The following is a 22,280-nucleotide window of genomic DNA, read 5'->3' as shown; positions in this document are numbered from 1 at the left end:
GTGGCGGCCGGCTAGAGCAGTTCGGCCAGATCGTTGACGACGATCGTGGCGCCGGCGTCGAGCAGGGTCTTCCGGCCCGCTCCGCGGTCCACGCCGATGACCGAGTGGAAGCTCCCCGCGCTTCCAGCCTGGACACCGGAGACGGCGTCTTCGACGACGACGCACTCTTCGCTGGGAAGACCCAGCAGCCGTGCGGCGTACTGGTAGGTGGCCGGGCTGGGCTTACCCGGCAGCCCCTCGGACACCGCGACGACGCCGTCCACCACCACCGGGAAATAGTCCGAGAGCCCGGCGGCTTTCAGCACCGGGACGGCATTGCGGGAGGAGGAGACGACGGCGAGCTTGAGTCCGCGCTTGAGCGCGGCGTCGATGAAGCGGACGGAGCCCTCGAAAGGCTGCACGCCGCCGGCGGCCACGATGTCGTTGAAAACCTTGTTTTTGCGGTTGCCGAGGCCGTGCACAGTGTCGTGCGCCGGATCGTCGTCGGCGGGGCCTTCCGGCAGCACGATGTTTCGCGAAGCCAGGAAGTCGCGGACGCCATCGAAGCGGGGCTTGCCGTCGATGTGGTCGAAGTAGTCGCTCTCGCGGTAGCCCGGCGCCTCCGGCACGCTCTTGAGGAACCCGTCGAAGAGTTCCTGCCAGGCGCGTTCGTGCACCACCGCGGTGGGGGTCAGGACGCCGTCGAGGTCGAAGAGGATGGCGGAGGCGCCGGCGAGCACGTCTGCCCGGGCGCCGTCGTTGGAAATCTCAGTGCGGTTGGGGATCTCAGTCATGGAGCGAATGTCCTTTCAGACGGTGGCAGGGAAAGTCGTGGGAAGCTTGGTGGCCGCCGCGGGGGTCGCGTCGGGGCGACGGGCGTTGGGCGAAGGCGTTGGCCGGCATCAGCGTCGGCGGCGGGTGCTCCTGCGCTCGACCAGCTTGGTCTCCAGCAGGTGGGTGGCGGGGGGATTCGGAAGCCCGGCGCGGTGGAGTCTGTCGATCAGCAGGTTGGCGGCGAATGCGCCCTGGTCGGCGACCGGCTGGGCCATCGTGGTGAGTCCGAGGAACCAGCTCATCTGATGATCGTCTATTCCAATGATGGAGACGTTCTTGGGCGCTGACAAACCGAGGTCCCGCAGGGCCATCAGCGCACCGAACGCGGTCTCGTCGCAGCCGGCGAAAACTGCGGACGGCATCCTGCGGTTCTCGATCAGTTCAGTCATGGCCCGGCGTCCGCCCTCGATGCTCGATCCGGCGTCCAGCACAAGGTCGGGATCGACGGTGAGTTCGTGCTCGGCCAGGGCCGCTTCGAAGCCGCGCCTCCGCGCGTCTGCGGTGACCACGGAGCGCTCCCCCGGCTCGCGGCCGGCCAGCATCGCCAAATCCCAGTGCCCCAACCCGAGGAGGTGGCCGGTGGCTTGCCGGGCGGCCTCTTCGTTGTCGATTCCCACGTTGTCCCACGGGACGCCGTGCATGCCCACGCTCGCGACGGCGAGGCCTGAGGCTTCGAGGGCGGCTATCTCACCGCTGTCGAGGGCGACGTTCAGCAGCAGGACCCCGTCCACCCGCTGGGCCAGCCCGGCCAGGTCGCCGAAGAGCTTGCGCTGCACGCTGTGCCGGTTCCGGAGGCTGATCAGCACGGTATCGAAGCCGCTGTCCGCGAGGACTTCCTCGGCGGCTTCGACGGCCTGGGCGAAGAACCAGGCCGTGGCGGTGGGGACGATGATGGCCACGGCGCCGGTGGTTCCGCCGGCCAGCCGCGAAGCCGCGGACGATGCCCTATAGCCGAGCTTGGCGGCCGCGTCGGCCACTTTGACCTGGGCCTTTTCGGACACGTTGGGAAGGTGCCGGAGGGCGCGGGAAACGGTGCAGATGGAGAGCCCGGAGAGTGCTGCGACGTCCTGGATGGTCACGCGTGGAGCCTTAGCCATGCGACACGGGCCTGGACCTTTCTTCCCCCTGCAGTAGTGGGCCGATCAAATTGGCCAAAGTTGAGTGTAAACGCTTATAAATTCGGCGCGCAAGTGGCGGCGGTTTTCCATCGAATGGAATATATTCCGCGGGCCGGAAGCCGGCGTCCGAGGGCGCGGAATCCGGCTCAGCGCAGCACATAGTGGCGCAGGAACGCGCCGACATCCACGAGTTCCGCCCGGGAGATCGCGTGCCCCATCCCGGGATAGCTGCGCGCCGTGAGCTGGGTGTTCCGGTGCAGCCATTCCTCGGTGTGTGCCCTGGCGGCGTCGTTGATCACGGGATCCGCCTTGTCCCGCCCCCAGAAGAACGGCGGCCTGGCGTCGAAGGACTCGCTCATGGCCAGCAATTCGTTGTCCAGCACGAAGCCGGACAGCCCGACGACGGCGCGGAACGCCTCCGGCCGCAGCCGCAGCAGGGTGCTCGCCATGGCCATGCCCTGGGAGAAGCCGAGCAGGCTGACGCTGCTGTGCCGCGCCTTGACGGCGTCGATCCAGCTGAAGACCGAGTTCGTGGCGCTGATGACGTCCGCGAAGTCGTGGGTGAGGAAGTAGTCCAACAGGAACCAGCCGTAGTCATCGCCGATCACCTTCGGCCCGCGCAGGGCGGCGCAGGTGAAGTCGGGCGGCAGGCTGGCAAACAGGTCCGCCATCCGCGTCTCGTCCGTGCCGTAGCCGTGCAGCATCACCAGCAGCGGCGTGCCGGCGCGCTCGGCCTCCGGCCTGGACCAGACAACAGTATTCATGGAGCCAGCCTAGCCAGCCCGACGGTGGTGCCTGCGCGCCCGGTCCCAGCCACGGCGTCCGCCACGGCTTGCGCCACGGGCCGCGGATTCCGCTACGGCTTCGGACGGATGCACCCCGGATCCGCGCCGCGCGTGCCCGGAATTGACGCCGTCGTCCGGAAACGCAGCGGAAAATGGCCCGGCAGGGCCCGGTTCGGCCCCTCACCTGCGGATTTCCCCGGCGGGGTGGGGCCAAAATCGTTGAAAGGACACGTACCGGGCTGTAGCGTGACGCTGGACAGCATGCTTAGCAATACCTATCGGTCCCACCCGGACAACAAGGAGCAAGTCATGAGAATCGGTTCCTCCATCTTCCTCATCGCCATCGGCGCCATTCTGGCCTGGGCCATCGCACCCGGATTGATCCCCAACGTGGACCAGACCATGGTCGGTTACATCCTGATGGTGGTCGGCGTCATCGGGCTGGTCGCGTCCCTGATCCTGGCCTCCCCCGGCCGCAGCCGCACGCGCCGTGTCAGCGAGACCCGCTCCGTCGTCGACCCCAACACCGGCGAGACCATCACCCGCAATGAAAGCCGCGACGCCGGCATCTGATCCCCGGGCGCTGCGACGCGCCAACCTACTGACCCGGGCGCCGGGCCGGACCTTCAAAGTCTGGCCCGGCGTCCGGCGTTTAAGCTGCTGCCGGGCTCCTCACGCCTATTTTTGGCCCAGCCCTGCCGCGGACATGCCCAACTTCGGACGCAGCGAATGGGCATAGTCCCGAAATGTCCATGCTTCAGCCCGAGCAATGGACATGTCCCCAGCTGCAGGCCGCTTGCAATGGACATGTCCCCTTCAAGGCACACGGACTTAGCATGCACGGCCCACACCCGCTTCTGCGTTCATGTGGTTTTTCGTTGACAAACCCACATGAACAAAGATAAAGTCAATCAATTCCACTTCATGTGATGGGGGTCACCGGAGTAGCCGGAAGACGCCGCATTGGAAATAGCAGTACTCGAAGTAAATGTCGCAATGGAGGGCACGTGTTCGCCGAAGAACGCCAACAACTGATCGTGGAGCTCGTCGCCGCCAGCGGCCGGGCCAGCGTCACCGACCTCGCCGAGCGCTTCAGCATCACCACCGAAACCGTCCGCCGTGACCTGGCCGCCCTTGAGATCGCCGGCACGGTCCGCAGGGTCCACGGCGGCGCTGTCTCCCCGGAGCGCATCAGCACCACTGAAGAGAGCATCCTCGAGCGCACGGTGCAGCGGCAGACCGAGAAGACCCGGATTGCCGAGGCCGCCCTGGCCCTCATCCCGCAAGGCCGGTCCGGCAGCATCCTGATCGACGCCGGCTCCAGCACCGAGGCCCTCGCGGAACTCCTCGCCGCCCGCACGGCCGCCGCCGGAACCGCGGGCGACGCCGAACTCGTGGTTATTACCCACGCGCTTCCCATCGCGGCCAAGCTTTCCGGCGGACCCGGCATCGCCCTGCACCTGCTCGGCGGCAAGGTCCGCGGCCTGACCCAGGCCGCCGTCGGCCAGTCCACCGTCGAAGCCGCCCGGCGGATCCGGCCCGACATCGCGTTCATCGGCACCAACGGTATTTCCGCGGCCTTCGGCCTGAGCACTCCCGATCCTGAAGAAGCTGCCGTCAAGGCCGCCTTCGTCCATTCAGCGCGCCGCATTGTGGTGCTGGCTGATTCCTCCAAGCTGGATGCAGAGACGCTGGTCCAGTTCGCCTCCTTGAAAGATCTGGACACCGTGATCACAGACACGAAACCCAGCCCGGCCCTCGCCGAAGCCCTCGCGGACGCCGGAGTGGAGGTGGTGGTCGCATGATCGTCACCCTCACGGCCAACCCCAGCCTGGACCGCACCGTGGCGCTGCCCGGCCCGCTGCTCCGCGGCGAGGTCCAGCGCGCCATCTCCGTCCGGCAGGAGTCCGGCGGCAAGGGAGTCAATGTCTCCCGCGCCCTCGTGGCCTCCGGCCTGCAAACCCTTGCCGTGCTGCCGGGCGCGGCTGCGGACCCGGTGCTCGCCGGGCTGCGGGACAGCGAGGTACCGTTCGCCGCCCTGCCCATCGGCGAGCCGCTGCGCAGCAATGTGGCGCTCACCGAGCCCGGCGGCGTCACCACCAAGATCAACGAGCCCGGTCCGGCGCTGAGCGGGGAACAGCAGGAGGCCCTGATCGGGCTGCTGCTGGATTCCTCCCGCGGCGCCAGCTGGGTCGTCCTGGCCGGCTCGCTCCCCCCGGGGGTCCCGGTCGACTTCTACGCCACCGTTACCCGGCGGCTGCGGTCCCTGCACGACGGCACCGAGGCACCCCTCATCGCCGTCGACTCATCCGGCGAGCCGCTCGCCGCCGCGATCTCCGGGGACGCCCTGGGGAAACCGGACCTGCTCAAACCCAATGCCGAGGAACTGGCGGAACTGGCTGCCGCAGCCGGATTCGCCACGGATAAGTCCGCCGAGGAACTCGAGGGTGATCCGGAGGCTGCCGCGGCAGCCGCCGCCGCCGTCGTGCGTTCCGGAGTGGGTGCCGTACTCGCCACCCTCGGTTCCAAGGGTGCGGTGCTTGTGACGGCCGACGGCGCGTGGCTGGCCACGCACCCGCCGGTCAAGGCGGTCAGCACGGTCGGCGCCGGCGATTCCTCGCTGGCCGGCTACCTGCTCGCCTCCAGCCAGGGCGCCGCCCCGGCCGATTGCCTGCGTCAGGCGGTGGCCCATGGTGCCGCTGCTGCCTCGCTGCCCGGCTCCACCGTCCCGGCAGTGCATCAAACAACCCCCGCCGCCGTAACCATCACGGCCCTGAAGAAGGATTGACAGTGACCCAGCTCATTACTACCGAACTGGTCGAGCTCGACCAGAATCTAGGCAATACGCCCGAGGACGTGATCCGGCACCTGGCAGGCAGAGTTGCAGCCAACGGACGCGCCACCGAAGTCGAAGGGCTCTTCACGGACGCGTTCGCCCGCGAATCCAAGACCGCCACGGGCGTGCCGGGCGGCATCGCGATCCCGCACTGCCGCTCGACGGCGGTCACGGAAGCGACGCTGGCCATGGCACGGCTGTCCCAGCCGGTCGATTTCGGTGCCAAGGACGGTCCGGCCGACCTGATCTTCTTCATCGCGGCCCCGGAAGGCGCGGACCAGGAGCACCTCAAGCTCCTGTCCAAGCTGGCCCGGTCCCTGATCAAGAAGGACTTCACCGCAGCGCTGCGGGCAGCCGCCACGCAGGCCGAGGTCGTGGAGCTGGTCGAGGGCGCGCTGGCGGACAAGCCCGCCAGCCACGCCGCCGCCGTGCCGGCAGATACTGCCGCTCCGGCAGCGGCCGGCTCAACCGCGCCAGCCGCGGCGGCCCCCGGGGCTCCCCGCACCAAGCGCCTCGTCGCCGTCACGGCGTGCCCCACCGGCATCGCCCACACCTACATGGCCGCCGACTCCCTCGTGGCGGCCGCCAAGGAAGTCGGCGTGGACCTGCAGGTCGAGACCCAGGGTTCCTCCGGCGCCAAGGCGCTGGATCCGGCCGTGATCGCCGCGGCCGACGCCGTGATCTTCGCCGTCGACGTCGACGTACGCGGCAAGGAGCGCTTCGCCGGCAAGCCGGTCATCAACGCCCCGGTCAAGCGTGGCATCGACGAGCCGGACAAGATGGTCCAGGAAGCCCTCGCCGCGGCCGACAACCCCAACGCCCGGCGTGTGCCGCACTTCGGCGCCGAGGAACAGGCACAGCACGAGGCCGAGGAAAAGGGCGAGCACATCGGCCAGAAGCTCAAGAAGGCCCTGCTCACCGGCGTCAGCTACATGATCCCGTTCGTGGCGGGCGGCGGCCTGCTGATCGCCCTCGGCTTCCTGATGGGCGGGTACCTGATCACGAAGTACGCGGACACGATTGTGGTGCAGAACAGCCTGTTCAACCTGCCGACCGAGTTCCCGGACAACGCCTGGGGTCCGCTTGGCGCCTACATTGGGGCCGTGCTGTTCAAGATCGGCGCGCTTTCGCTGGGCTTCCTGGTCCCGGCCCTGGCCGGCTACATCGCCTACGCGATCGCTGACCGCCCCGGCATCGCCCCCGGTTTCGTCGCCGGCGCCGTCGCCGGGTTCATGGGGGCGGGCTTCCTTGGCGGCATCGTCGGCGGCCTGCTCGCCGGCTACATCGCCCTCGTGATCGGCCGCCTGCAGGTGCCGCGCTGGCTGCGTGGGCTGATGCCGGTGGTCATCATCCCGCTGCTGGCCTCGATTGTCGCCTCGGGGCTGATGTTCCTGATCCTGGGCGGCCCGATTGTCGCCATCACCAAGGGCCTGAATGCCTGGCTGTCCGGCCTGACCGGCGCGGGCGCGATCGCCCTCGGCGTGATCCTGGGGCTCATGATGTGCTTCGACCTCGGTGGCCCGGTCAACAAGGTTGCCTACTCCTTCGCCGTCGCCGGACTGGGCGCCGCGTCCCTGGACAACCAGGCGCCGTGGCAGATCATGGCGGCCGTAATGGCGTCCGGCATGGTGCCGCCGCTGGCCATGGCCCTCGCTTCCACCGTCCTGAACAAGAAGCTCTTCAGCCTCGCCGAGCAGGAAAACGGAAAGGCGGCCTGGCTGCTGGGGGCATCCTTCATCTCCGAAGGGGCCATCCCCTTCGCTGCGGCGGACCCACTGCGCGTCATTCCCGCCAGCATGGTGGGCGGCGCGGTGACCGGGGCCATTTCGATGGCGGCCGGCGTCGGATCCAAGGCACCGCACGGCGGCATCTTCGTCTTCTTCGCGATCGACAACTTCCTGATGTTCGTCGTCTCGATCGCGGTCGGCACGGTGGTTACCGCGCTGTCCGTGATCGCACTCAAGCGCTGGGCAGTCAAGAAGACCGTTGATACGGTTGAACCGGTTCCCGTAACCGTCTGAGCCGGTCCACAACAGACCTTCCCAAGCTGATAATCCAAAGCTGAATTCAAGGAGCAACAATGACCGAACGTAACGCCACCATTGCCAGCCGCGTAGGGCTGCATGCCCGCCCGGCCGCCATCTTTGCCGAGGCTGCTGGCGAGTTCGATCTCGAAATCACCATCGCCCGGCTCGGCGAACCGGAGGACGAGGCCATGGACGCGGCCAGCATCCTGTCCCTGATGAGCCTGGGCGCATCGCACGGCGAAGTTGTGGTGTTGCGCGCCGAGGGCGACGGCGCCGACGCCGCCCTGGACCGCCTCGTCCAGATCCTCGAGACGGACCACGACGCCGAATAGCACCAGCAGGACCGCGGCCGCCGTGCCCGCCTCCCCCACCGGGGCGGCGGCCGGCGGCCGCACGTCGTTAAGGCCCTGTCCTCGCGACTCACGCCCGATGGGACATGCCCAGTCCATACCACCAACCACCGGTGGACATGCCCAGCCCTCACCGCCAACCACCGGGGGACATGCCCAGCCCTGGCCGCAACGCATGGACATATGGGCACTATGTCCAGTGCCGGGCCGGCCCGGAGGGCATGTCCCGTGGTTCTGCCGCTTACGGAAATGCCCGGCCGACGTCGTCCCCGCCGGCGGCAGCGGCAGGGCCCATGTCATAAGGGAACTTAGTAAGTGCTTGTCTTCGCCGTGCGGCGTGGATAGTTTGGGAACCGCGGCCCCTCCACCGAGGGTCGCCGCAGGAACGCGTTCCCGGACCGAAGGAGATCACCGCATGGCAAGCGTGCAGGAGAGCATCGAAGTCGACGTCCCCGTGTCGACCGCGTACAACCAGTGGACCCAGTTCGAGACCTTCCCGGAATTCATGAAGGGCGTCGAGGCGGTGGAACAGATCGACGAGACCTCGCTCCAGTTCCGCACCGACATCGCCGGGGTGCGGCGCGAGTACCTCGCCCAGATCACCGAGCAGACCCCGGACCGCAGGATCGCCTGGGTCAGTTCGGACAAACCGCGCAATGCGGGCACCGTCACGTTTGAATCCCTCGGCTCCGAGCGCACCCGCGTCAACGTCGAACTCGAGTGGGAGCCGGAGGGCGTGGTGGAGAAGACCGGCTCCGCGCTCGGTGCGGACAGCCGCCAGGTCAGCACCGACCTTGGCCGTTTCAAGGAGTTCATCGAGTCCCGCGGCATCGAAACCGGCGAGTGGCGCTCCTCCGTCGACCGCGGCGAGGTCGACGACGACGTCCCGGCGGATCCGGCGGATCCGGCGCACGGCGGGCCGCGGTAGCCATGCCTGCGAACAAGGGTGCGCCGCAGGGTTCCGAGAGCCCCAGCATCAAGGACCCGGAACTTTATGAAGCGCTGTTGGAGGACGGTGCCTCGAAGCAGAAGGCAGCCCGCATTTCCAACGCGGCGGCCAAGCGGGGCAGGTCATCGGTGGGCCGCAAGGGCGGCAAGTCCGGCGACTATGAGGACTGGACGGTCCCGCAGTTGAGGGAAAAGGCCAAGGAGATCGGTCTGAAGGGCTATTCGGCGAAGAAGAAGAGCGAACTGATCTCCGCTCTGCGGAATTCCTGAGCCGATGACGCCACGGGCGCGGGAGGCGAACCCGGACGCGGGCTCAGGCGCCCTTGCGTGCAGCCCCCTTCGCGGCGGCAGTTTTAGAGGCTGCGGTCTTGGCGGCAGCCGTCTTGGACGAGGCCTTGGACGCGGTCTTGGACGCGGTCCCCGTCCCGCCGGCACCGCCGGAGGCGGCCTTTGCGGTGGACTTGGCCGCGGCCTTCGGAGCCGTCTTGGACCCGGGCTTCCTGGCCGGCGCAGCTTTCGCCTTGCTGCCGGCCGCCGCTCCGGCGGCTGCGCCGTCGTCGTCCGCCGCGCCGCCGCCGCCGGCCGCCGCTCCGCGCTTGCGCTCGATGCTGCGCTTCAGCGCGTCCATCAGGTCGATCACTTCACCGGTTCCGGCTTCCGCCGCCGGAGCGCCGAAGGTCTCCTCCGTGTCCAGCGACTCGCCCTGTTCGATCTTCGCGTCGATCAGCTGCCGCAATTGCAACTGGTAGTCGTCCGTGAACTGCTCCGGTTCGAAGTCGGCCGCCATCGAGTCCACCAGGGCCGCGGACATTTCCCGTTCCTGAGCCGAGATCCGGACGCTCGTCTCGAGCGCGGGGAAGCTCGCCTCGCGCACCTCGTCCGCCCAGAGCAGCCCCTGCAGCACCAGCACGTCGCCGCGGATCCGCAGCGCCCCGAGCCGGGTCTTTTCCCGCAGCGCGAACTGGACGATAGCCACCCGGTCCGTGTCCTCCAGGGCCCGGCGCAGCAGCACGTAGGCCTTGGGCGACTTCGCATCCGGTTCCAGGTAGTAGCTCTTCTCGAACATCATCGGGTCAAGCTGCTCGGCGGGCACGAACTGCACCACCTCGATCTCGTGGCTGTTCTCCGCGGGGATCGACTTGAGCTCCTCACGGCTGAGGATCACTGTCCTGCCCTCGTCCTCGTAGGCCTTGTCGATGTCCTCGTAATCGATGATCTTGCTGCAGACCTCGCACCGGCGCTGGTAGCGGATCCGGCCGCCGTCGGCGTTGTGGACCTGATGCAGGCTGATGTCGTGGTCCTCGGTCGCGCTGTAGACCTTGACCGGCACGTTGACCAGCCCGAACGCTATCGCGCCTTTCCAGATGGCTCTCATGGCTCAAGTGAACACCAGAGCCGCACGGAGGTGAAGTGTTTTGGCTGACAGCAAGGAACGCGTCCGGGTCGACGGCCGGGAACTGGTGCTGACCAACCTGGACAAGGTGATGTACCCGGAGACCGGGACCACCAAGGCCGACGTGCTCGCCTACTACGCCGCGGTGGCATCCGTGTTGATCCCGGCCGCGGCGAACCGACCGGCCACCCGGAAGCGCTGGGTCCACGGCGTGGGGACCGCGGAGGCGCCGGGCGAGATGTTCTTCCAGAAGAACCTGGATCACTCCACGCCGGGCTGGGTGCCGCGCGCGTCCATCACGCACAAGGAGCGGACCATCCAGTACCCGCTGGTCAACGATCCGGCCACGCTCACCTGGCTGGCCCAGATTGCGGCGCTGGAGATCCACGTGCCGCAGTGGAGGGTGGATTCGCACGGCAACGCCCTTCCCCCGGACCGCCTGGTGCTGGACCTGGATCCCGGGGACGGTGCAGGTCTGACCGAATGCGTGGAAGTCGCCAAACTGGCACGCAGCATCCTGCAGGACGTGGGCCTGGAGCCCGTGCCCGTGACCAGCGGCAGCAAGGGCATCCACCTCTACGCCGCGTTGGACGGGTCGCAGAGCTCGGAGCTGGTCTCGGAGTTTGCCCACGAACTGGCCCGGGCACTGGAGGCCGACCACCCGGATTTGGCGGTCAGCGACATGAAGAAGACCCTGCGCACCGGCAAGGTGCTGGTGGACTGGAGCCAGAACAGCGCCGCGAAGACCACCATCGTGCCCTACTCGCTGCGGGGCAGGCTCCGGCCCACTGTGGCGGCGCCGCGGACCTGGCGGGAGCTCGGCTCGCCTTCGCTGCACCAGCTCGACTACCTGGAGGTGATGAAGCGGGTGAAGGCGGGCAAGGACCCGTTCGCGGTCATCTCCGGGGCCGGGCACCCCGGCGCTCAACACGGCGCGCCGGCGGCCAACGCCGGGGGCACACCCGGATCCGACGGCAAAAGCACGGGCGACGGCGGCGACACCGACCCCCGGCTGGAGACCTACCGCACCAAGCGGGACCCGGCCGCCACACCGGAGCCGTTCACGGCCGAACAGCACCGCAGCAGGACCGACGGCGGCACGCTCCGGGAGAGTTTCGTCATCCAGGAACACCACGCCAGCCGGCTGCATTTCGACTTCCGCCTCGAGCGCGACGGCGTGCTGGTGTCCTGGGCGCTGCCCAAAGGTGTTCCAACCACCAAGGCAAAAAACCACCTCGCCGTCCAGACCGAGGACCATCCGATGGACTACGCGGACTTTGAGGGGACCATCCCCAAGGGCCAGTACGGGGCGGGCACGGTCACCATCTGGGACCGCGGGCACTACGAGTGCGAAAAGTGGATCGCGGGCAAGGAAGTCATCGCCACCCTCACCGGCCAGGAGGGCGGCGGGCTGGGCGGCACCCGGAGGTTCGCGCTGATCCACACCGGCCAGGCCAACGACCAATGGCTCATCCACCTCATGGACACCCCCGATGCCGGTCAGGGCCACCAACCCGCCCCGGAGCGAGACCAGCCGGCGACTGTAGACCGCCCGGCCGGCCCGGCACCCGCCCCGGATCCGGCGGAACTCTCGCCGATGCTGGCCAGCGCCGGAACCCCTGCGGATCTGGCGGACAAGGACTGGCAGTTCGAGCTGAAATGGGACGGCATCCGGGCCCTGGTCCTGGGCGACGCGCAACGGATCCGGCTGATCAGCCGCAACGGCATTGACATGTCTGCCAGCTACCCGGAGCTCACGGACCGCTCCTGCTGGCCGTCGCAGGAGTTCGCCGCCGACGGCGAGATCATCGCGGTCGGACCGGGCGGCAGGCCCGATTTCGGGCTCTTGCAGGGACGGATGAAACTGAGCAAGGCCGCCGACGTGGCGAAGGCGCAGGCCTCCACCCCCGTGCGCCTGATGCTCTTCGACCTGCTAACCGAGGGCGGCGAGGACCTCCGGCGCCGTCCCCTCCGGGAGCGGCGGGACCGCCTCGAAACCTTCTTCCGGGCCAGCGCCCGGGACGGCGCCTGCCCGGTGGAACTCTCCGAGGTGATCGACGCCGACGTCGGGCACATCCTGGAAAGCGCGGAGGAGCTGGGGCTGGAGGGCGTGATGGCCAAGCGCACCGGCGGACGCTACGTCGGGCAGCGGAGCCGGTCCTGGCTCAAGCTCAAGTTCGAGAAGACCCAGGAAGTGGTGGTGGGCGGCTGGCGGCCAGGCAACGGCGGGCGCCGCGACTCGGTCGGTTCGCTGTTGCTGGGCATCCCGGACGGGACGAAACTGCGCTACGTGGGCCGGGTGGGCAGCGGGTTCAGCACCCGCGAACTCAGGGAACTGCGCCAGCAGCTCGATGCCATCCCGCGCAAGACGTCGCCCTTCGCCGAGGTCCCGGCGGAAGACGCCTCCGACGCCCGGTGGGTGTCCGCCAGGCTGGTCGGCGAGGTCACCTTCGGCGACTGGACCGGAGGCGGCAAGCTCCGCCACCCGGTCTGGCGCGGCTGGCGCCTGGACAAGACACCGGCCGACGTCGTCGTCGAACATAAGTGAGGGCCCGCCGTGGCGGGCCCTCATGGTTCTTAGTCGTGATGCGGGATCTGCGGCCGGCTTTGCCGGTGGATCGCCGCGTCTGCCACTTGCTGCGCCTGCTGCCCGCGGACCACATCGCGGTCCTTGGGATGGCGGTGCTTCCCGCTACCGTCCGGCCACTCATGGCCGTCGGCGGGCGAGGGCGGTTCCGGTCGCTTGCTCTCCGGCCCGGGAACCTCGTCCATGGACTCCGCAAGGTGACTCGCAACCTCAGGCTCGATCTCTTCGTTCGAGTGATGATCCGCCATGGCTCTTCCCTTCTGCGATGAAATGAAGCGTCCCCCCATCGTAGGTCGGCGCCGGTGAGATGTCTCTAGGTGCTACCAGCGGACTTTCTTCTGCGCGGGCCCCTGCTTGCCGCTGGCGTGGGTGGGCTTGTGGCTGCGGCCGACGCTCTGCAGGCCGGCGCCGCCGCGGGATTTGCTGGCAAGCATTTCCTTCTGGGCATCCGTGAGGCGGGACTTGACGCCCTGTTCGGGTTTTGGCGCGGCGCCGGGTTCTGGCGCAGCGCCGGTTTCTTCCGCGCCCGGCGCCTCGGTCTCTTCGGGCTTGCCGGATTTTTCGGTCATGGAAGGTACTCCTCGGCTCGGCTTGTCTGGGCACTGGCGACGATACTGGCGGTGGCTCCACCATAGGCAGTTGCCGCGCCGCTTGAACAGGGGTTAGGCGGCGGCTCAGGCGCGAAAAGTTAGGCTGGGGCATGGATTACGGGATTCGCCACGCCACTGCCGCCGATGCCGATGCCCTGGTTCGGATGCACACCCTGGCTCACGAGCAGTGCTACGCAGCCCAGCTGCCCGCGGCGTTCTTTGAAGCCCGGCGCGCCAACATCCTTGAACGGGTGGAACGGCGCCGCCCCCACCTGGACAGTACCGAGCCCCGGATCATCGCCATGGACGCAAGCGGGGAAATCCTTGGATTCGCCGACGCCGGACCGGGGCGGGACGCGGACCGGCCCCGGGAATTGGAGCTGTATTCCCTCTACACGCTGACCCGCGTCTACGGCAGCGGGCTCGGCGCCGCCTTGCTGAGGGCCGCCATCGGCGACTCCCCCGCGTACCTCTGGGTGCTCGAAGACAACCCCCGGGCCCGGGCCTTCTACGCCAAGCACGGGTTCCAGCCCGACGGGGAACGCAAACTGCTGCCGGCCGATTGGTACGAACTGCCCGAAATACGCCTGGTGCGGCCGGTCGAATAGGCCCGAAACGCGGCCGAATAGCCCCGAACGGCGCCCGAATCCGGCCCGGAGCGAAAAAATTTGACGGAGAATCCCCGGAACCGCCTCCTTCCTAGGAACGGCGCGGATAAACCGCACCCGGAATCAGTGCGCAGAGCGCCGGATCGGTGGTCGAAACAGCGGATCATACGGCACCGAAATCGGAAATGCCATGGAAATCGCGTAAAATTGAAAGCCTGCCCGGAGCGGGGCAGCTACAAGTCGCAAGCAAATGACCTCCACAGGAGTTGCCCAAATGCCCAAAGACCGAAGCACGACCGACTCTTCAGCTGGCGTTTTGAACGCCAGCGGAACCAACCAAGGCGCACCCCGGGGCGCCAAGAAACCACGGCTTCGTCGCCGTCGACTCCGCGAGTCCGACGTCAACGTCGTCGACCAGCCGATGCTTAAGAAAGCGCTTGGCGGCACCATCGTGGGTAACACCATGGAATGGTACGACGTCGGCGTGTTCGGCTACCTGATCACCACCATGGGACCGGTGTTCCTGCCAGAGGCGGACAAGTCCGTCCAGACCCTCTTCCTGCTCGGCACCTTCGCCGCCACCTTCATCGCCCGCCCCCTCGGCGGCGTCGTGTTCGGCTGGCTTGGCGACAAGATCGGCCGGCAGAAGGTCCTCGCCGCGACCCTGATGATCATGGCGGCCAGCACCTTCGCCGTCGGCCTCCTGCCCGGCTATGCCCAGATCGGCATCTGGGCCGCAGTCCTGCTGGTCCTGTTCAAGGTCATCCAGGGCTTCTCCACCGGCGGCGAGTACGCCGGTGCCACGACCTTCGTGAGCGAATACGCCCCGGACAAACGGCGCGGCTTCTTCGCCAGCTTCCTGGACATGGGCAGCTACCTCGGCTTCGCCGCCGGCGCCGCCCTCGTTTCCGTGCTGCAGCTGACCCTCGGCCAGGACACCATGGAGCAGTGGGGCTGGCGTATCCCGTTCCTGCTGGCCGGTCCGCTGGGCCTGATTGCTGTTTACTTCCGGAGCAAGATCGAGGAATCCCCCCAGTTCCAGGCCACCCTGGATGCCCAGGAGAACCTCGCCAAGGACGCCACCGCCGCTGACACGGCCGCGTCCAAGGGACCGGTGGGCATTGTGAAGGCCTACTGGCGCTCCATCATCGTCGCAATGATCCTGGTAGCCGCAGCCAACACCGCCGGCTACGCCCTGACCTCGTACATGCCGACCTACCTGACCGAGTCCAAGGGCTACGACGAGGTGCACGGCACCCTGCTGACCATCCCCGTGCTGGTCATCATGAGCCTGTGCATCCCGCTGACCGGCAAGCTCTCCGACCGGATCGGCCGCCGCCCCGTGCTGTGGATCGGTGCCATCAGCACCGTCGTCCTGGCCACCCCCGCGTTCCTGCTGATCGGCGTCGGCGAGATCTGGTCCACGTTGGCCGGCCTCGCCCTGATCGCCTTCCCGGTAACGTTCTACGTAGCCAACTTGGCGTCGGCCCTGCCGGCCCAGTTCCCGACGGCCAGCCGCTACGGCGCCATGGGCATCGCGTACAACTTCTCGGTGGCCATCTTCGGCGGAACCACCCCGTTCATCGTCGCCGCCCTGATCAACGCCACCGGCAACGACATGATGCCGGCCTACTACCTGATGGCCACCTCGGCGATCGGCGCCGTGGCGATCTACTTCCTCAAGGAATCCGCCCAGATGCCACTGCCGGGCTCCATGCCGAGCGTGGACACCCAGGCCGAGGCCCGGGAACTGGTCGCGACGCAGGATGAGAATCCGCTGATCGACCTTGAGCACATGGACATGCCGCTTACCGCAGCCGACGCAGCCGAAGCGGCCGACGGGGACGCCGGGAAGGTACCCGCCCGCGCCTAGTCCAGGCCCGCCGGTCCGGACCGCGTAGCCCAGCGCCCCGCCCGTAGAGGCCTGTCCCGCACGCTTTTCCATTTGGGGGAAGCGCGCGGGGCAGGCCTCTGGCGCGTCCCCAACCCATCACCCCACCCGCAGCCCCAGGAGGTCCGTGTGCAGTCCCTGTTGCGGCACGTCCGTGTTTTGCACCGGCTTGGCCCGGCGAACCGAGACAGCGTCTCGGCGCTGCGCGTCGCCGTCGGTGTGGCGGTCCCCTCGCTGGCGCTGCTTGCCGCCGGGCGCCCGGACCTCATCATCTACGCCGTGTTCGGCGCCCTCACCGGGATGTACGGCCGCTCCGAACCCCACCAGCTCAGGCTCAAGCACCAGCTTCAGGCGGCCTTCGTCCTGGTTGGCGGTTTGGGAGTCGGCGTGGCGCTCTCGGTGAACCAGCTCCATTCGTGGACTCTCGTGGCCGTGGAAGCGATCCTGGCGGCCGCCGGATCACTCTTCGCGGACAAGGTCGGGCTCACGCCCAACGGCCCCTTCTTTGGAATCCTGGCGCTGGGTGCCTGCGCCTCTGTCCCCACCGCGGTGCCGTGGCAACTCGCCCTGCTGATCGGTGCGGCGTCCGCCGCCTTCTCCATGGCGGTCGGCTTCGGCGGCTGGGTCCGCGGCCGGGCCTGGGAGCGCGGCGCCGCTCGCGTTGTGCCGCCGCTGCGCGGGATCCGCCGTCGCGCCGCCTGGATCCACGCGGCGCGGTATCTGGCCGCGGTGGCAGCCGCCGGCAGCGTCGGGGTGCTCAGCGGCAGCGCGCACCCGCACTGGGCGATGGCCGCCGCGGCGGTACCCCTGGCGGGGGCGGACCTGCCCAGCAGCGTCTACCGCGGGCTGCACCGGATCGTCGGCACCCTGCTGGGCCTGGTCGTGGTGGCCGTGGTGCTGTTTCCGTGGGCGGGCTCGCCCCTGCGGCTCTTCCCCGGCCACGAGACCGCCGTCCTGGCGGTGCTGGTGATCGTCCTGCAATTCACCACCGAGCTCTTCATGACACGGCACTACGGGCTTGCGATGGTGTCATTCACGCCCGTCATCCTGCTGATGACGCAACTGGCGTTCCCCGCCGATCCCGGCTTCCTCGTGGCCGAACGGGCGGTGGAGACCCTGATCGGCGCGTGCACCGGCATCGCCGTCGTGGTTCTGATCCGGCGCCGACGGCCGCTGGCCGCGACGCCGGACGCGTAGCCCGGCTGCCTCTACTTCGCGCGCCGCGGCGGCCCCGCGACGAGCCGCGCGGGCAGCACGCGCGCCGCTGCCGTGAGGAGTTTGTAGCGTTTGCTCGGGATCGAGACGGCCTTGCCCTTTTCGTTGTCGGCGAGGCCTTCGCGGACCACCTGTTCGGCCTGCAGCCACATCCAGCGCGGGGTCACCGCTTTGTCCATGCCCATCCGGTCGTGGAATTCGGTGTGCGTGAAGCCGGGGCAGACGGCTGTCACCTTTACCCCACGCCCGGCATAGGCGAGGTTGGCCCAGCGGCTGAAGCTGAGCAGCCATGCCTTCGCGGCGGAATAGGTTTCCCGCGGCAGGAAGGCCGCCACGCTCGCCACGTTGATCACCCGGCCCGAACGCCGCTGCAGCATGCCCTGTAGCGCGGCGTGCGTCAGTTCCATCGCCGTTTCGACGTGCAGCTTGAGGTGCCGTTTCTCCTCGGCAATGTCATTGTCCGCGAAGGAGTGAAGCAGGCCGATCCCCGCGTTGTTGACCAGGATCTCCACCGGGCGCGCCGGATCGCTCAGGCGTTCGACGACGGCGGCCACTCCGCTGTCATCCGCCAGGTCAGCGGCCAGCACCTCCGCCCGGACGCCGTAATTGTTTTCCAGCTCCGCCGCGCCAGCCAAGAGCCGCGCCTCATCGCGTGCCACTAGAACCACGTTGTGTCCCTGCTGGGCGAGCTGGCGGGCGAACTCGGCCCCGAGGCCGGCCGTTGCGCCGGTGATCAGGGCGGTGCCGGCCGTGGCCGATGGTCCTTGAGCGGGTGTGTTCATAGCCACAGCCTAGCGCCGCCGCGTTCTGGGCCTCAGGCCAGGGCCGGCCCCGGGGCGAGTTCGCCTTCGGCCGGGCCGTCCGGAACGCTATCCAAGGTGGCACCGTCCAGCACGGCACCGTCCAGCACGGCGCCGGCCGGGCCCACGCCGTCCAACTCAGCACCCTCCAGCTCAGTCCCGTCCATGGCGCGGTAGCGCTGCTGCAGCTCTTCGGCGGCGAGCTCGTACCAGGTGTGGGCGCCGAAGGAGGGGCTGGGGGTGTCCAGGTGGCGGTACAGGGCGTCGGCCAGCTGACCCAGGGCCGCGTCGGAGAGGGCCTGCACGGTGGCGGCCGGATCCAGTGTCCCCTCGAAGTAGTCGGAAAGCTCAAGGCCGTCGATGAGGTCAGGGCCGGGCGCAGTGGCGTTGCCTGCATCGTCCGGCGCGTGTTCGGCGACGTCGAGATCGGCAACTTCTCCAAGGAGCTGGCCGGTGACGGCCCCGGTGATCTCGCCGTCCAGGCCGGCCAGGACCTCGCCGTCGGAACCGACGTGAACCAGGCAAATGGGCAGCTCGGCCGGTTCCCGGAGGAGAAGCCGAAAGCCCTCGCTACCGCCGGCCGCAAGGCCGACGGCGGCAGCCACCGGCTCCTGGGGTGCCGCGGGGGCCTGGTTTGCGGCGAGTTGCCGGAGGTAGAGCAGGATCTCCGGGTCGAGGTGGGAGGCGCCGTGCAGATCGATGCTGACGTCCGAGCCGGAGGCAAGTCGGCTGGCTCGCCGCATGATGTGCAGCAGGGCGGGGTAGTTTGCCTGGGTCAGGCAACCGGTGACTTCCAGAGTCACGTGTCCGGGATCGACATCAACACGGACAAGCACACGCAGTTTGTGGTTCACGGGGTTCTCCAAATGACACGTCCTTGAGCCAACTGCATAACTCAAGCTAAACCATACGAAATTGTCGCCCCGCTCACAAGCGGTTACGCCCCGGCGGGCGCCTGCTCCGGCCAGTCAATGCACTGGTTGTAGGCGTCATGCTTGCGCAGGTAGCGGTAGATGTAGGGGCAGTGCGGGATGATCCGCTTCCCGGAGGCCACCACGTCGTCCAGGGCGAAGTGCGCGAGCACCCCGGCGAGCCCCTGGCCCTTGAATTGCTCGGCCGTCTCGGTGTGGATGAAGTCCACATGGCCCGGCCTGTCGATGTAGCGCACCTGGACCGCGAGCTTGCCGCCGACATGCAGCTCATAGCGGTGCAGGTCATCATTGCGGGTGGTGGAGACGTCCGGGCTGAACGTGTCTTCAGTTTCTGCCGAGTTCTCCGTCATGGTTCGAGATTGGCACGTAATGGCGGGTGTGGCAATGGCAGTCCGGATCCACCGGAAGCGCCGGCTTCGGCGTCACGGGACGGAACCCGGCCCAGCAGCAGCACGGCGAGCGCGAAGCAGGCCGCACCGCCGCCGAGCAGCCCTATCGTGAGCCCGTTCAGTGCCGCGTCGGCCACCGGGATGAAGACGACGACGGCGGCCGTCACCACGGCAGCCGCAGGCCGCGTGCGGGAGCGGCCCGGCGACGTCGGCCGCTCCTCCAGCCGCCCAAACAGCGCCAGCACGGGCAGCAGCAGAGCGACGACGCCCAACAGCACCAGCGGCCGGGTCCACCACCACGCTGCGGTCCCCCCGGTCGGCTGCGGAAGATCGGTGAGCAGCAACAGACCGGACATCGCTGCCAGTAGCGGCAGGTGCCACAGGTAGACGGTCATGGAACGCCGCCCCACCCGGGCCACGACCCCGCGGACCGGCCCGAGGGCAGCCAGCCGGGCGAGGAGCGGCCGGACAAGCTGCAGCCCGGCGGCCTGGGAGACGGCAAGCAGGAACAGCGTCAGGTTGGGCGGGTTGAGGTTGACCAGCATGTTCCCGGAGTACAGCCGGAGCACCACCAGGACGCCGAGCATCAGGTTGCTCGCCGCCACGACGCCGAGCAGCCCCGAGGGGGTCAGGCCCTGCAGTTTCCCGTCGGCCACGATGAAGCCAAGCTGCTGCACAGCGCACCAGAGGAAGACCATGTTGGCGTAGGCCAGTTGGGGCAACGCGCCGCGGAGGCAGTCCACGGCCACCACCAGGCAGAGGAGGGCGGCCAGGGTCAGCCGGGGCGCTCGGGCATGGAGTGCGGCCAGCCAGGGCAGGTTCAGCTGCGCCGCGAGGTAGGCGGCCAGGAACCACAGCGGCATGCCCGCGCCGGCGGCCAGCAGTTGGATCACCTGCGGGTCCACGCCGCTGAGCCGTGCGGCCCACAGGCCCGTGAACATTACTGCCAGCAGCACGGCGGCCGGGCGGATCAGCCGCAGCAGCCTGCCCTGGACGAATTCGAAGGCGCTGCCGCCCTGGGACCGCAGGCGACGCCAGGAATACAGGCCGGTGACGCCGCCGGCGACGAAGAACAAGGGCATCACCTGGAGCACCCAGACCACGGGTTCAAACCAGTGCTGGTTCCCCAGGGTGTTGTCGGAGCTCACGGTGCCGTCCGGATGCAGGACCGGGCTGACCATCATCGTGTGGCCGATGACCACCAGCGCGAGGCAGAAGAACCGGGCCAGGTCGATGACCAGGTCTCGCTCCGGCACAGCTGGTGCCGCGCCGCCTGCGGGCTCCTGCATGGCGCTCCTTACTGTTGCGGCAGGGCAACCGGCCGCTTTTCCTCCATTGTCGGCCCTGCCGGAGGGAACGCAAGAGGCCAGGACCATCAGATGGTCCTGGCCTCCGGTGACGGGATGCACTCAGGCGAGCGAGAGGAAAAGCTTCTCCAGTTCGGCACGGTCAAGGCTCGGGTCCTCCTGCTGCATGCACTGCTGCAGGCCGGTGGCGATGATGGAGAATCCGGCCTTGTCCAGGGCGCTGGAGACGGCGGCAAGCTGCGTGACGACGCTCTTGCAGTCCCGTCCCTCTTCGATCATGCGCGTGACCGCCGCGAGCTGGCCCTGGGCGCGGCGCAGGCGGTTGATAACGGACTTCATGTCGGTGGGATCGAGTTCCATGGGGGCCTCCCGGAGTAGACGGATTACATTCCATGATATACCCCCCTTGGTATTTCACATACCCCTAGTGGTATAAGCGCCCCCTGGCCGCGCGTAAACCGCGGCGAAGTCCTGTCCGGTAGGGACGTAAGTACCTACCGGACAGGGGCTTACGGGCGTATTTCTGGGAGTGTGAACGCGGCCAGCTTCGGTGATCCGGTGATGGCCCGCAAAGGCGCCACCGGCGCCGGTCCGGGCCCCTGGAACCGCTACGTCGCCCTGGGAGATTCGTTCACTGCCGGCCTGGGCGATCCCGAGCCCCTCAGCCCCGGCGGAATGAGGGGGTGGGCGGACCGGATCGCCGAGGAATTCAGTGCCGCACGCGGGGATTTTTCCTACGCCAACCTGGCCGTCAGCGGCCTTGTGCTGCAGCAGATCGTGGACCAGCAGCTCGGCCCTGCGATAGCCCTGAAACCGGACCTCGTCACGCTGTCCGCGGGTGGCAATGACCTGGTCTTCCATCGGCGCGATCCCGACCGGCTCGCGGTAAGCCTCGATGCAGCGGTCGCGGCGCTCTCCGCGGCGGGGGCAACCGTCGTGCTCTTCACCGGGCCGGACTGGGGCGATACCCCGGTCTTCGGCCACATCCGCGGCAAGGTGGCCGTCTTCAACGAGAACATCCGGACCATCGCCGCCCGCCATCACGGCGTCATCGCGGACTTGTGGACCTTGCGGCAATTGAGCGACCCCCGGATGTGGGATCCGGACCGCCTGCATTTTTCCCCGCTCGGACACCACACGATCGCCGGCATGGTGCTGGACACCCTGCAGGTTCCGCACAGCCTGCAGCCGCTGCAACCCAAGCCGCTGCCGGCCGGCAACTGGCGGGAGACCCGGGCCGGCGACCTGGCCTGGGCCACGCACTACCTGCTGCCTTGGATGATGCGGCGCGTCCGGCCGCGCGACGGCGGCGCCCCTCCCGCCCCCAAGCGGCCCGAACCCGGCCCGGTCTTCGGCGCGCCGACCAACGCGGCGCACCCCTAGTCCGGCCGGGCTCTGTCGGCTAGTCTGCAGGGACGGCCCCCGGCCACCGGCCGGAGACAGCAGACCGATGACGATCCCGAGGAGCGAAGTTGTCTAATCACACCTACAGCATTTCTGAAATTGTCGGGACCTCGAATGAAGGCGTGGACGCCGCCGTGCGCAACGGCATCTCCGAGGCTGCAAAGACCCTGCGGAATCTGGACTGGTTCGAGGTCAAGGAGATCCGCGGACACCTCGAGAATGGCCAGGTTGCCGACTGGCAGGTGACCATCAAGCTCGGGTTCCGGCTGGAGCGCTGACGTCCGGGA

General features: G+C 68.3%; 24 protein-coding genes. 13 read left to right on the top strand and 11 right to left on the bottom strand.

Annotated features, from left to right (window positions below):
* Positions 1-11 precede the first annotated feature (11 nt).
* The 3 genes from HNO80_RS08865 to HNO80_RS08855 form a co-directional block, all read right to left on the bottom strand.
* The gene (locus HNO80_RS08865) at positions 12-773 is read right to left on the bottom strand and encodes an HAD family hydrolase (RefSeq protein ID WP_175322485.1); all 762 of its coding nucleotides are present in this window, start codon (positions 771-773) and stop codon (positions 12-14) included.
* A 108-nt stretch (positions 774-881) separates the two neighbouring features.
* The gene (locus HNO80_RS08860; protein ID WP_349627289.1) at positions 882-1,892 is read right to left on the bottom strand and encodes a LacI family DNA-binding transcriptional regulator; all 1,011 of its coding nucleotides are present in this window, start codon (positions 1,890-1,892) and stop codon (positions 882-884) included.
* Positions 1,893-2,077: 185 nt separating this feature from the next.
* The gene (locus HNO80_RS08855; protein WP_175322483.1) at positions 2,078-2,695 is read right to left on the bottom strand and encodes an alpha/beta hydrolase; all 618 of its coding nucleotides are present in this window, start codon (positions 2,693-2,695) and stop codon (positions 2,078-2,080) included.
* A gap of 330 nt (positions 2,696-3,025) precedes the next feature.
* Here HNO80_RS08855 and HNO80_RS08850 point away from each other — a divergent pair, with 330 nt between their 5' ends.
* The 7 genes from HNO80_RS08850 (at position 3,026) to HNO80_RS08820 (ending at position 9,147) form a co-directional block, all read left to right on the top strand.
* A complete protein-coding gene (locus HNO80_RS08850; RefSeq protein ID WP_175322482.1) occupies positions 3,026-3,289 on the top strand; it encodes a DUF6458 family protein in 264 nt (87 codons plus the stop codon).
* Between the two features lie 434 nt (positions 3,290-3,723).
* On the top strand, positions 3,724-4,521 hold the full coding sequence (locus HNO80_RS08845) for a DeoR/GlpR family DNA-binding transcription regulator (RefSeq protein ID WP_175322481.1): 798 nt from the start codon (positions 3,724-3,726) through the stop codon (positions 4,519-4,521).
* On the top strand, positions 4,518-5,504 hold the full coding sequence (locus tag HNO80_RS08840) for a 1-phosphofructokinase family hexose kinase (RefSeq protein ID WP_175322480.1): 987 nt from the start codon (positions 4,518-4,520) through the stop codon (positions 5,502-5,504). The genes HNO80_RS08845 and HNO80_RS08840 overlap by 4 nt, the downstream gene beginning before the upstream one ends.
* A 2-nt stretch (positions 5,505-5,506) precedes the next feature.
* Positions 5,507-7,573 (top strand): PTS fructose transporter subunit IIABC, encoded by a 2,067-nt coding sequence (locus tag HNO80_RS08835; RefSeq protein WP_175322479.1) that lies wholly within the window; start codon positions 5,507-5,509, stop codon positions 7,571-7,573.
* Between the two features lie 59 nt (positions 7,574-7,632).
* Entirely contained in the window at positions 7,633-7,911 is a 279-nt protein-coding gene (locus HNO80_RS08830) for an HPr family phosphocarrier protein (protein ID WP_138767728.1), read from the top strand.
* 433 nt (positions 7,912-8,344) lie between these two features.
* Positions 8,345-8,857 carry an SRPBCC family protein gene (locus HNO80_RS08825; RefSeq protein ID WP_175322478.1) on the top strand — a complete coding sequence of 171 codons (513 nt, stop codon included), beginning with the start codon at positions 8,345-8,347 and terminating at the stop codon, positions 8,855-8,857.
* Positions 8,858-8,859: 2 nt separating this feature from the next.
* On the top strand, positions 8,860-9,147 hold the full coding sequence (locus tag HNO80_RS08820) for a DUF7218 family protein (protein ID WP_175322477.1): 288 nt from the start codon (positions 8,860-8,862) through the stop codon (positions 9,145-9,147).
* A gap of 43 nt (positions 9,148-9,190) precedes the next feature.
* Here HNO80_RS08820 and ku read toward each other — a convergent pair whose 3' ends face one another.
* Positions 9,191-10,252 carry a non-homologous end joining protein Ku gene (gene ku / locus HNO80_RS08815; RefSeq protein ID WP_175322476.1) on the bottom strand — a complete coding sequence of 354 codons (1,062 nt, stop codon included), beginning with the start codon at positions 10,250-10,252 and terminating at the stop codon, positions 9,191-9,193.
* A gap of 40 nt (positions 10,253-10,292) precedes the next feature.
* Here ku and HNO80_RS08810 point away from each other — a divergent pair, with 40 nt between their 5' ends.
* Positions 10,293-12,818, top strand: a complete 2,526-nt coding sequence (locus HNO80_RS08810) for an ATP-dependent DNA ligase (protein ID WP_175322475.1) — start codon at positions 10,293-10,295, stop codon at positions 12,816-12,818.
* 29 nt (positions 12,819-12,847) lie between these two features.
* Here HNO80_RS08810 and HNO80_RS08805 read toward each other — a convergent pair whose 3' ends face one another.
* Positions 12,848-13,105, bottom strand: a complete 258-nt coding sequence (locus tag HNO80_RS08805) for a hypothetical protein (RefSeq protein ID WP_175322474.1) — start codon at positions 13,103-13,105, stop codon at positions 12,848-12,850.
* A gap of 72 nt (positions 13,106-13,177) precedes the next feature.
* On the bottom strand, positions 13,178-13,426 hold the full coding sequence (locus HNO80_RS08800) for a hypothetical protein (RefSeq protein WP_175322432.1): 249 nt from the start codon (positions 13,424-13,426) through the stop codon (positions 13,178-13,180).
* Between the two features lie 131 nt (positions 13,427-13,557).
* On the opposite strand from HNO80_RS08800, the gene HNO80_RS08795 reads away from it, so the two are divergent.
* The 3 genes from HNO80_RS08795 (at position 13,558) to HNO80_RS08785 (ending at position 17,143) form a co-directional block, all read left to right on the top strand.
* Positions 13,558-14,055: a GNAT family N-acetyltransferase gene (locus HNO80_RS08795; protein ID WP_175322473.1), complete on the top strand. Its 498-nt coding sequence runs from the start codon at positions 13,558-13,560 to the stop codon at positions 14,053-14,055.
* A 274-nt stretch (positions 14,056-14,329) separates the two neighbouring features.
* On the top strand, positions 14,330-15,928 hold the full coding sequence (locus tag HNO80_RS08790; protein ID WP_175322472.1) for an MFS transporter: 1,599 nt from the start codon (positions 14,330-14,332) through the stop codon (positions 15,926-15,928).
* Between the two features lie 147 nt (positions 15,929-16,075).
* Positions 16,076-17,143 (top strand): FUSC family protein, encoded by a 1,068-nt coding sequence (locus HNO80_RS08785; protein ID WP_175322471.1) that lies wholly within the window; start codon positions 16,076-16,078, stop codon positions 17,141-17,143.
* A gap of 11 nt (positions 17,144-17,154) precedes the next feature.
* On the opposite strand, the gene HNO80_RS08780 is transcribed toward HNO80_RS08785, so the two are convergent.
* The 5 genes from HNO80_RS08780 to HNO80_RS08760 form a co-directional block, all read right to left on the bottom strand.
* A complete protein-coding gene (locus HNO80_RS08780; protein WP_175322470.1) occupies positions 17,155-17,943 on the bottom strand; it encodes an SDR family NAD(P)-dependent oxidoreductase in 789 nt (262 codons plus the stop codon).
* Positions 17,944-17,975: 32 nt separating this feature from the next.
* Positions 17,976-18,815 (bottom strand): hypothetical protein, encoded by an 840-nt coding sequence (locus HNO80_RS08775; protein WP_175322469.1) that lies wholly within the window; start codon positions 18,813-18,815, stop codon positions 17,976-17,978.
* An 83-nt stretch (positions 18,816-18,898) separates the two neighbouring features.
* Complete coding sequence (locus HNO80_RS08770; RefSeq protein ID WP_175322468.1) at positions 18,899-19,243, bottom strand: GNAT family N-acetyltransferase; 345 nt, start codon at positions 19,241-19,243, stop codon at positions 18,899-18,901.
* Positions 19,240-20,571, bottom strand: a complete 1,332-nt coding sequence (locus HNO80_RS08765) for an acyltransferase family protein (RefSeq protein WP_175322467.1) — start codon at positions 20,569-20,571, stop codon at positions 19,240-19,242. Before HNO80_RS08765 ends, HNO80_RS08770 begins: the two co-directional genes overlap by 4 nt.
* A 120-nt stretch (positions 20,572-20,691) precedes the next feature.
* Positions 20,692-20,949 (bottom strand): metal-sensitive transcriptional regulator, encoded by a 258-nt coding sequence (locus HNO80_RS08760; RefSeq protein ID WP_138767747.1) that lies wholly within the window; start codon positions 20,947-20,949, stop codon positions 20,692-20,694.
* 201 nt (positions 20,950-21,150) lie between these two features.
* Between HNO80_RS08760 and HNO80_RS08755 the strand changes: the two genes are divergently transcribed.
* Both HNO80_RS08755 and HNO80_RS08750 read left to right on the top strand, forming a co-directional pair.
* A complete protein-coding gene (locus HNO80_RS08755; RefSeq protein WP_175322566.1) occupies positions 21,151-21,972 on the top strand; it encodes an SGNH/GDSL hydrolase family protein in 822 nt (273 codons plus the stop codon).
* An 89-nt stretch (positions 21,973-22,061) separates the two neighbouring features.
* Positions 22,062-22,271: a dodecin gene (locus tag HNO80_RS08750; RefSeq protein WP_175322466.1), complete on the top strand. Its 210-nt coding sequence runs from the start codon at positions 22,062-22,064 to the stop codon at positions 22,269-22,271.
* Positions 22,272-22,280 lie beyond the last annotated feature (9 nt).

It is taken from the genome of Arthrobacter sp. C9C5 (assembly GCF_013359735.1).
In the GTDB taxonomy this organism is placed as follows: Bacteria; Actinomycetota; Actinomycetes; order Actinomycetales; family Micrococcaceae; genus Arthrobacter.
The sequence above is the reverse complement of the archived record's forward strand: the minus strand, read 5'-3'. Positions and strand labels throughout refer to the sequence as shown.

Bases quoted from the DNA above. Each gene is read 5' to 3' on its own strand.
- HNO80_RS08855 (WP_175322483.1), bottom strand. From the start codon at position 2,695: ATGAATACTGTTGTCTGGTCCAGGCCGGAGGCCGAGCGCGCCGGCACG.
- HNO80_RS08755 (WP_175322566.1), top strand. From the start codon at position 21,151: ATGGCCCGCAAAGGCGCCACCGGCGCCGGTCCGGGCCCCTGGAACCGC.
- HNO80_RS08800 (WP_175322432.1), bottom strand. From the start codon at position 13,426: ATGACCGAAAAATCCGGCAAGCCCGAAGAGACCGAGGCGCCGGGCGCG.
- ku (WP_175322476.1), bottom strand. From the start codon at position 10,252: ATGAGAGCCATCTGGAAAGGCGCGATAGCGTTCGGGCTGGTCAACGTG.
- HNO80_RS08820 (WP_175322477.1), top strand. From the start codon at position 8,860: ATGCCTGCGAACAAGGGTGCGCCGCAGGGTTCCGAGAGCCCCAGCATC.
- HNO80_RS08760 (WP_138767747.1), bottom strand. From the start codon at position 20,949: ATGGAACTCGATCCCACCGACATGAAGTCCGTTATCAACCGCCTGCGC.
- HNO80_RS08830 (WP_138767728.1), top strand. From the start codon at position 7,633: ATGACCGAACGTAACGCCACCATTGCCAGCCGCGTAGGGCTGCATGCC.
- HNO80_RS08850 (WP_175322482.1), top strand. From the start codon at position 3,026: ATGAGAATCGGTTCCTCCATCTTCCTCATCGCCATCGGCGCCATTCTG.
- HNO80_RS08765 (WP_175322467.1), bottom strand. From the start codon at position 20,571: ATGCAGGAGCCCGCAGGCGGCGCGGCACCAGCTGTGCCGGAGCGAGAC.
- HNO80_RS08780 (WP_175322470.1), bottom strand. From the start codon at position 17,943: ATGAACACACCCGCTCAAGGACCATCGGCCACGGCCGGCACCGCCCTG.
- HNO80_RS08840 (WP_175322480.1), top strand. From the start codon at position 4,518: ATGATCGTCACCCTCACGGCCAACCCCAGCCTGGACCGCACCGTGGCG.
- HNO80_RS08770 (WP_175322468.1), bottom strand. From the start codon at position 19,243: ATGACGGAGAACTCGGCAGAAACTGAAGACACGTTCAGCCCGGACGTC.
- HNO80_RS08795 (WP_175322473.1), top strand. From the start codon at position 13,558: ATGGATTACGGGATTCGCCACGCCACTGCCGCCGATGCCGATGCCCTG.
- HNO80_RS08825 (WP_175322478.1), top strand. From the start codon at position 8,345: ATGGCAAGCGTGCAGGAGAGCATCGAAGTCGACGTCCCCGTGTCGACC.
- HNO80_RS08805 (WP_175322474.1), bottom strand. From the start codon at position 13,105: ATGGCGGATCATCACTCGAACGAAGAGATCGAGCCTGAGGTTGCGAGT.
- HNO80_RS08790 (WP_175322472.1), top strand. From the start codon at position 14,330: ATGCCCAAAGACCGAAGCACGACCGACTCTTCAGCTGGCGTTTTGAAC.
- HNO80_RS08865 (WP_175322485.1), bottom strand. From the start codon at position 773: ATGACTGAGATCCCCAACCGCACTGAGATTTCCAACGACGGCGCCCGG.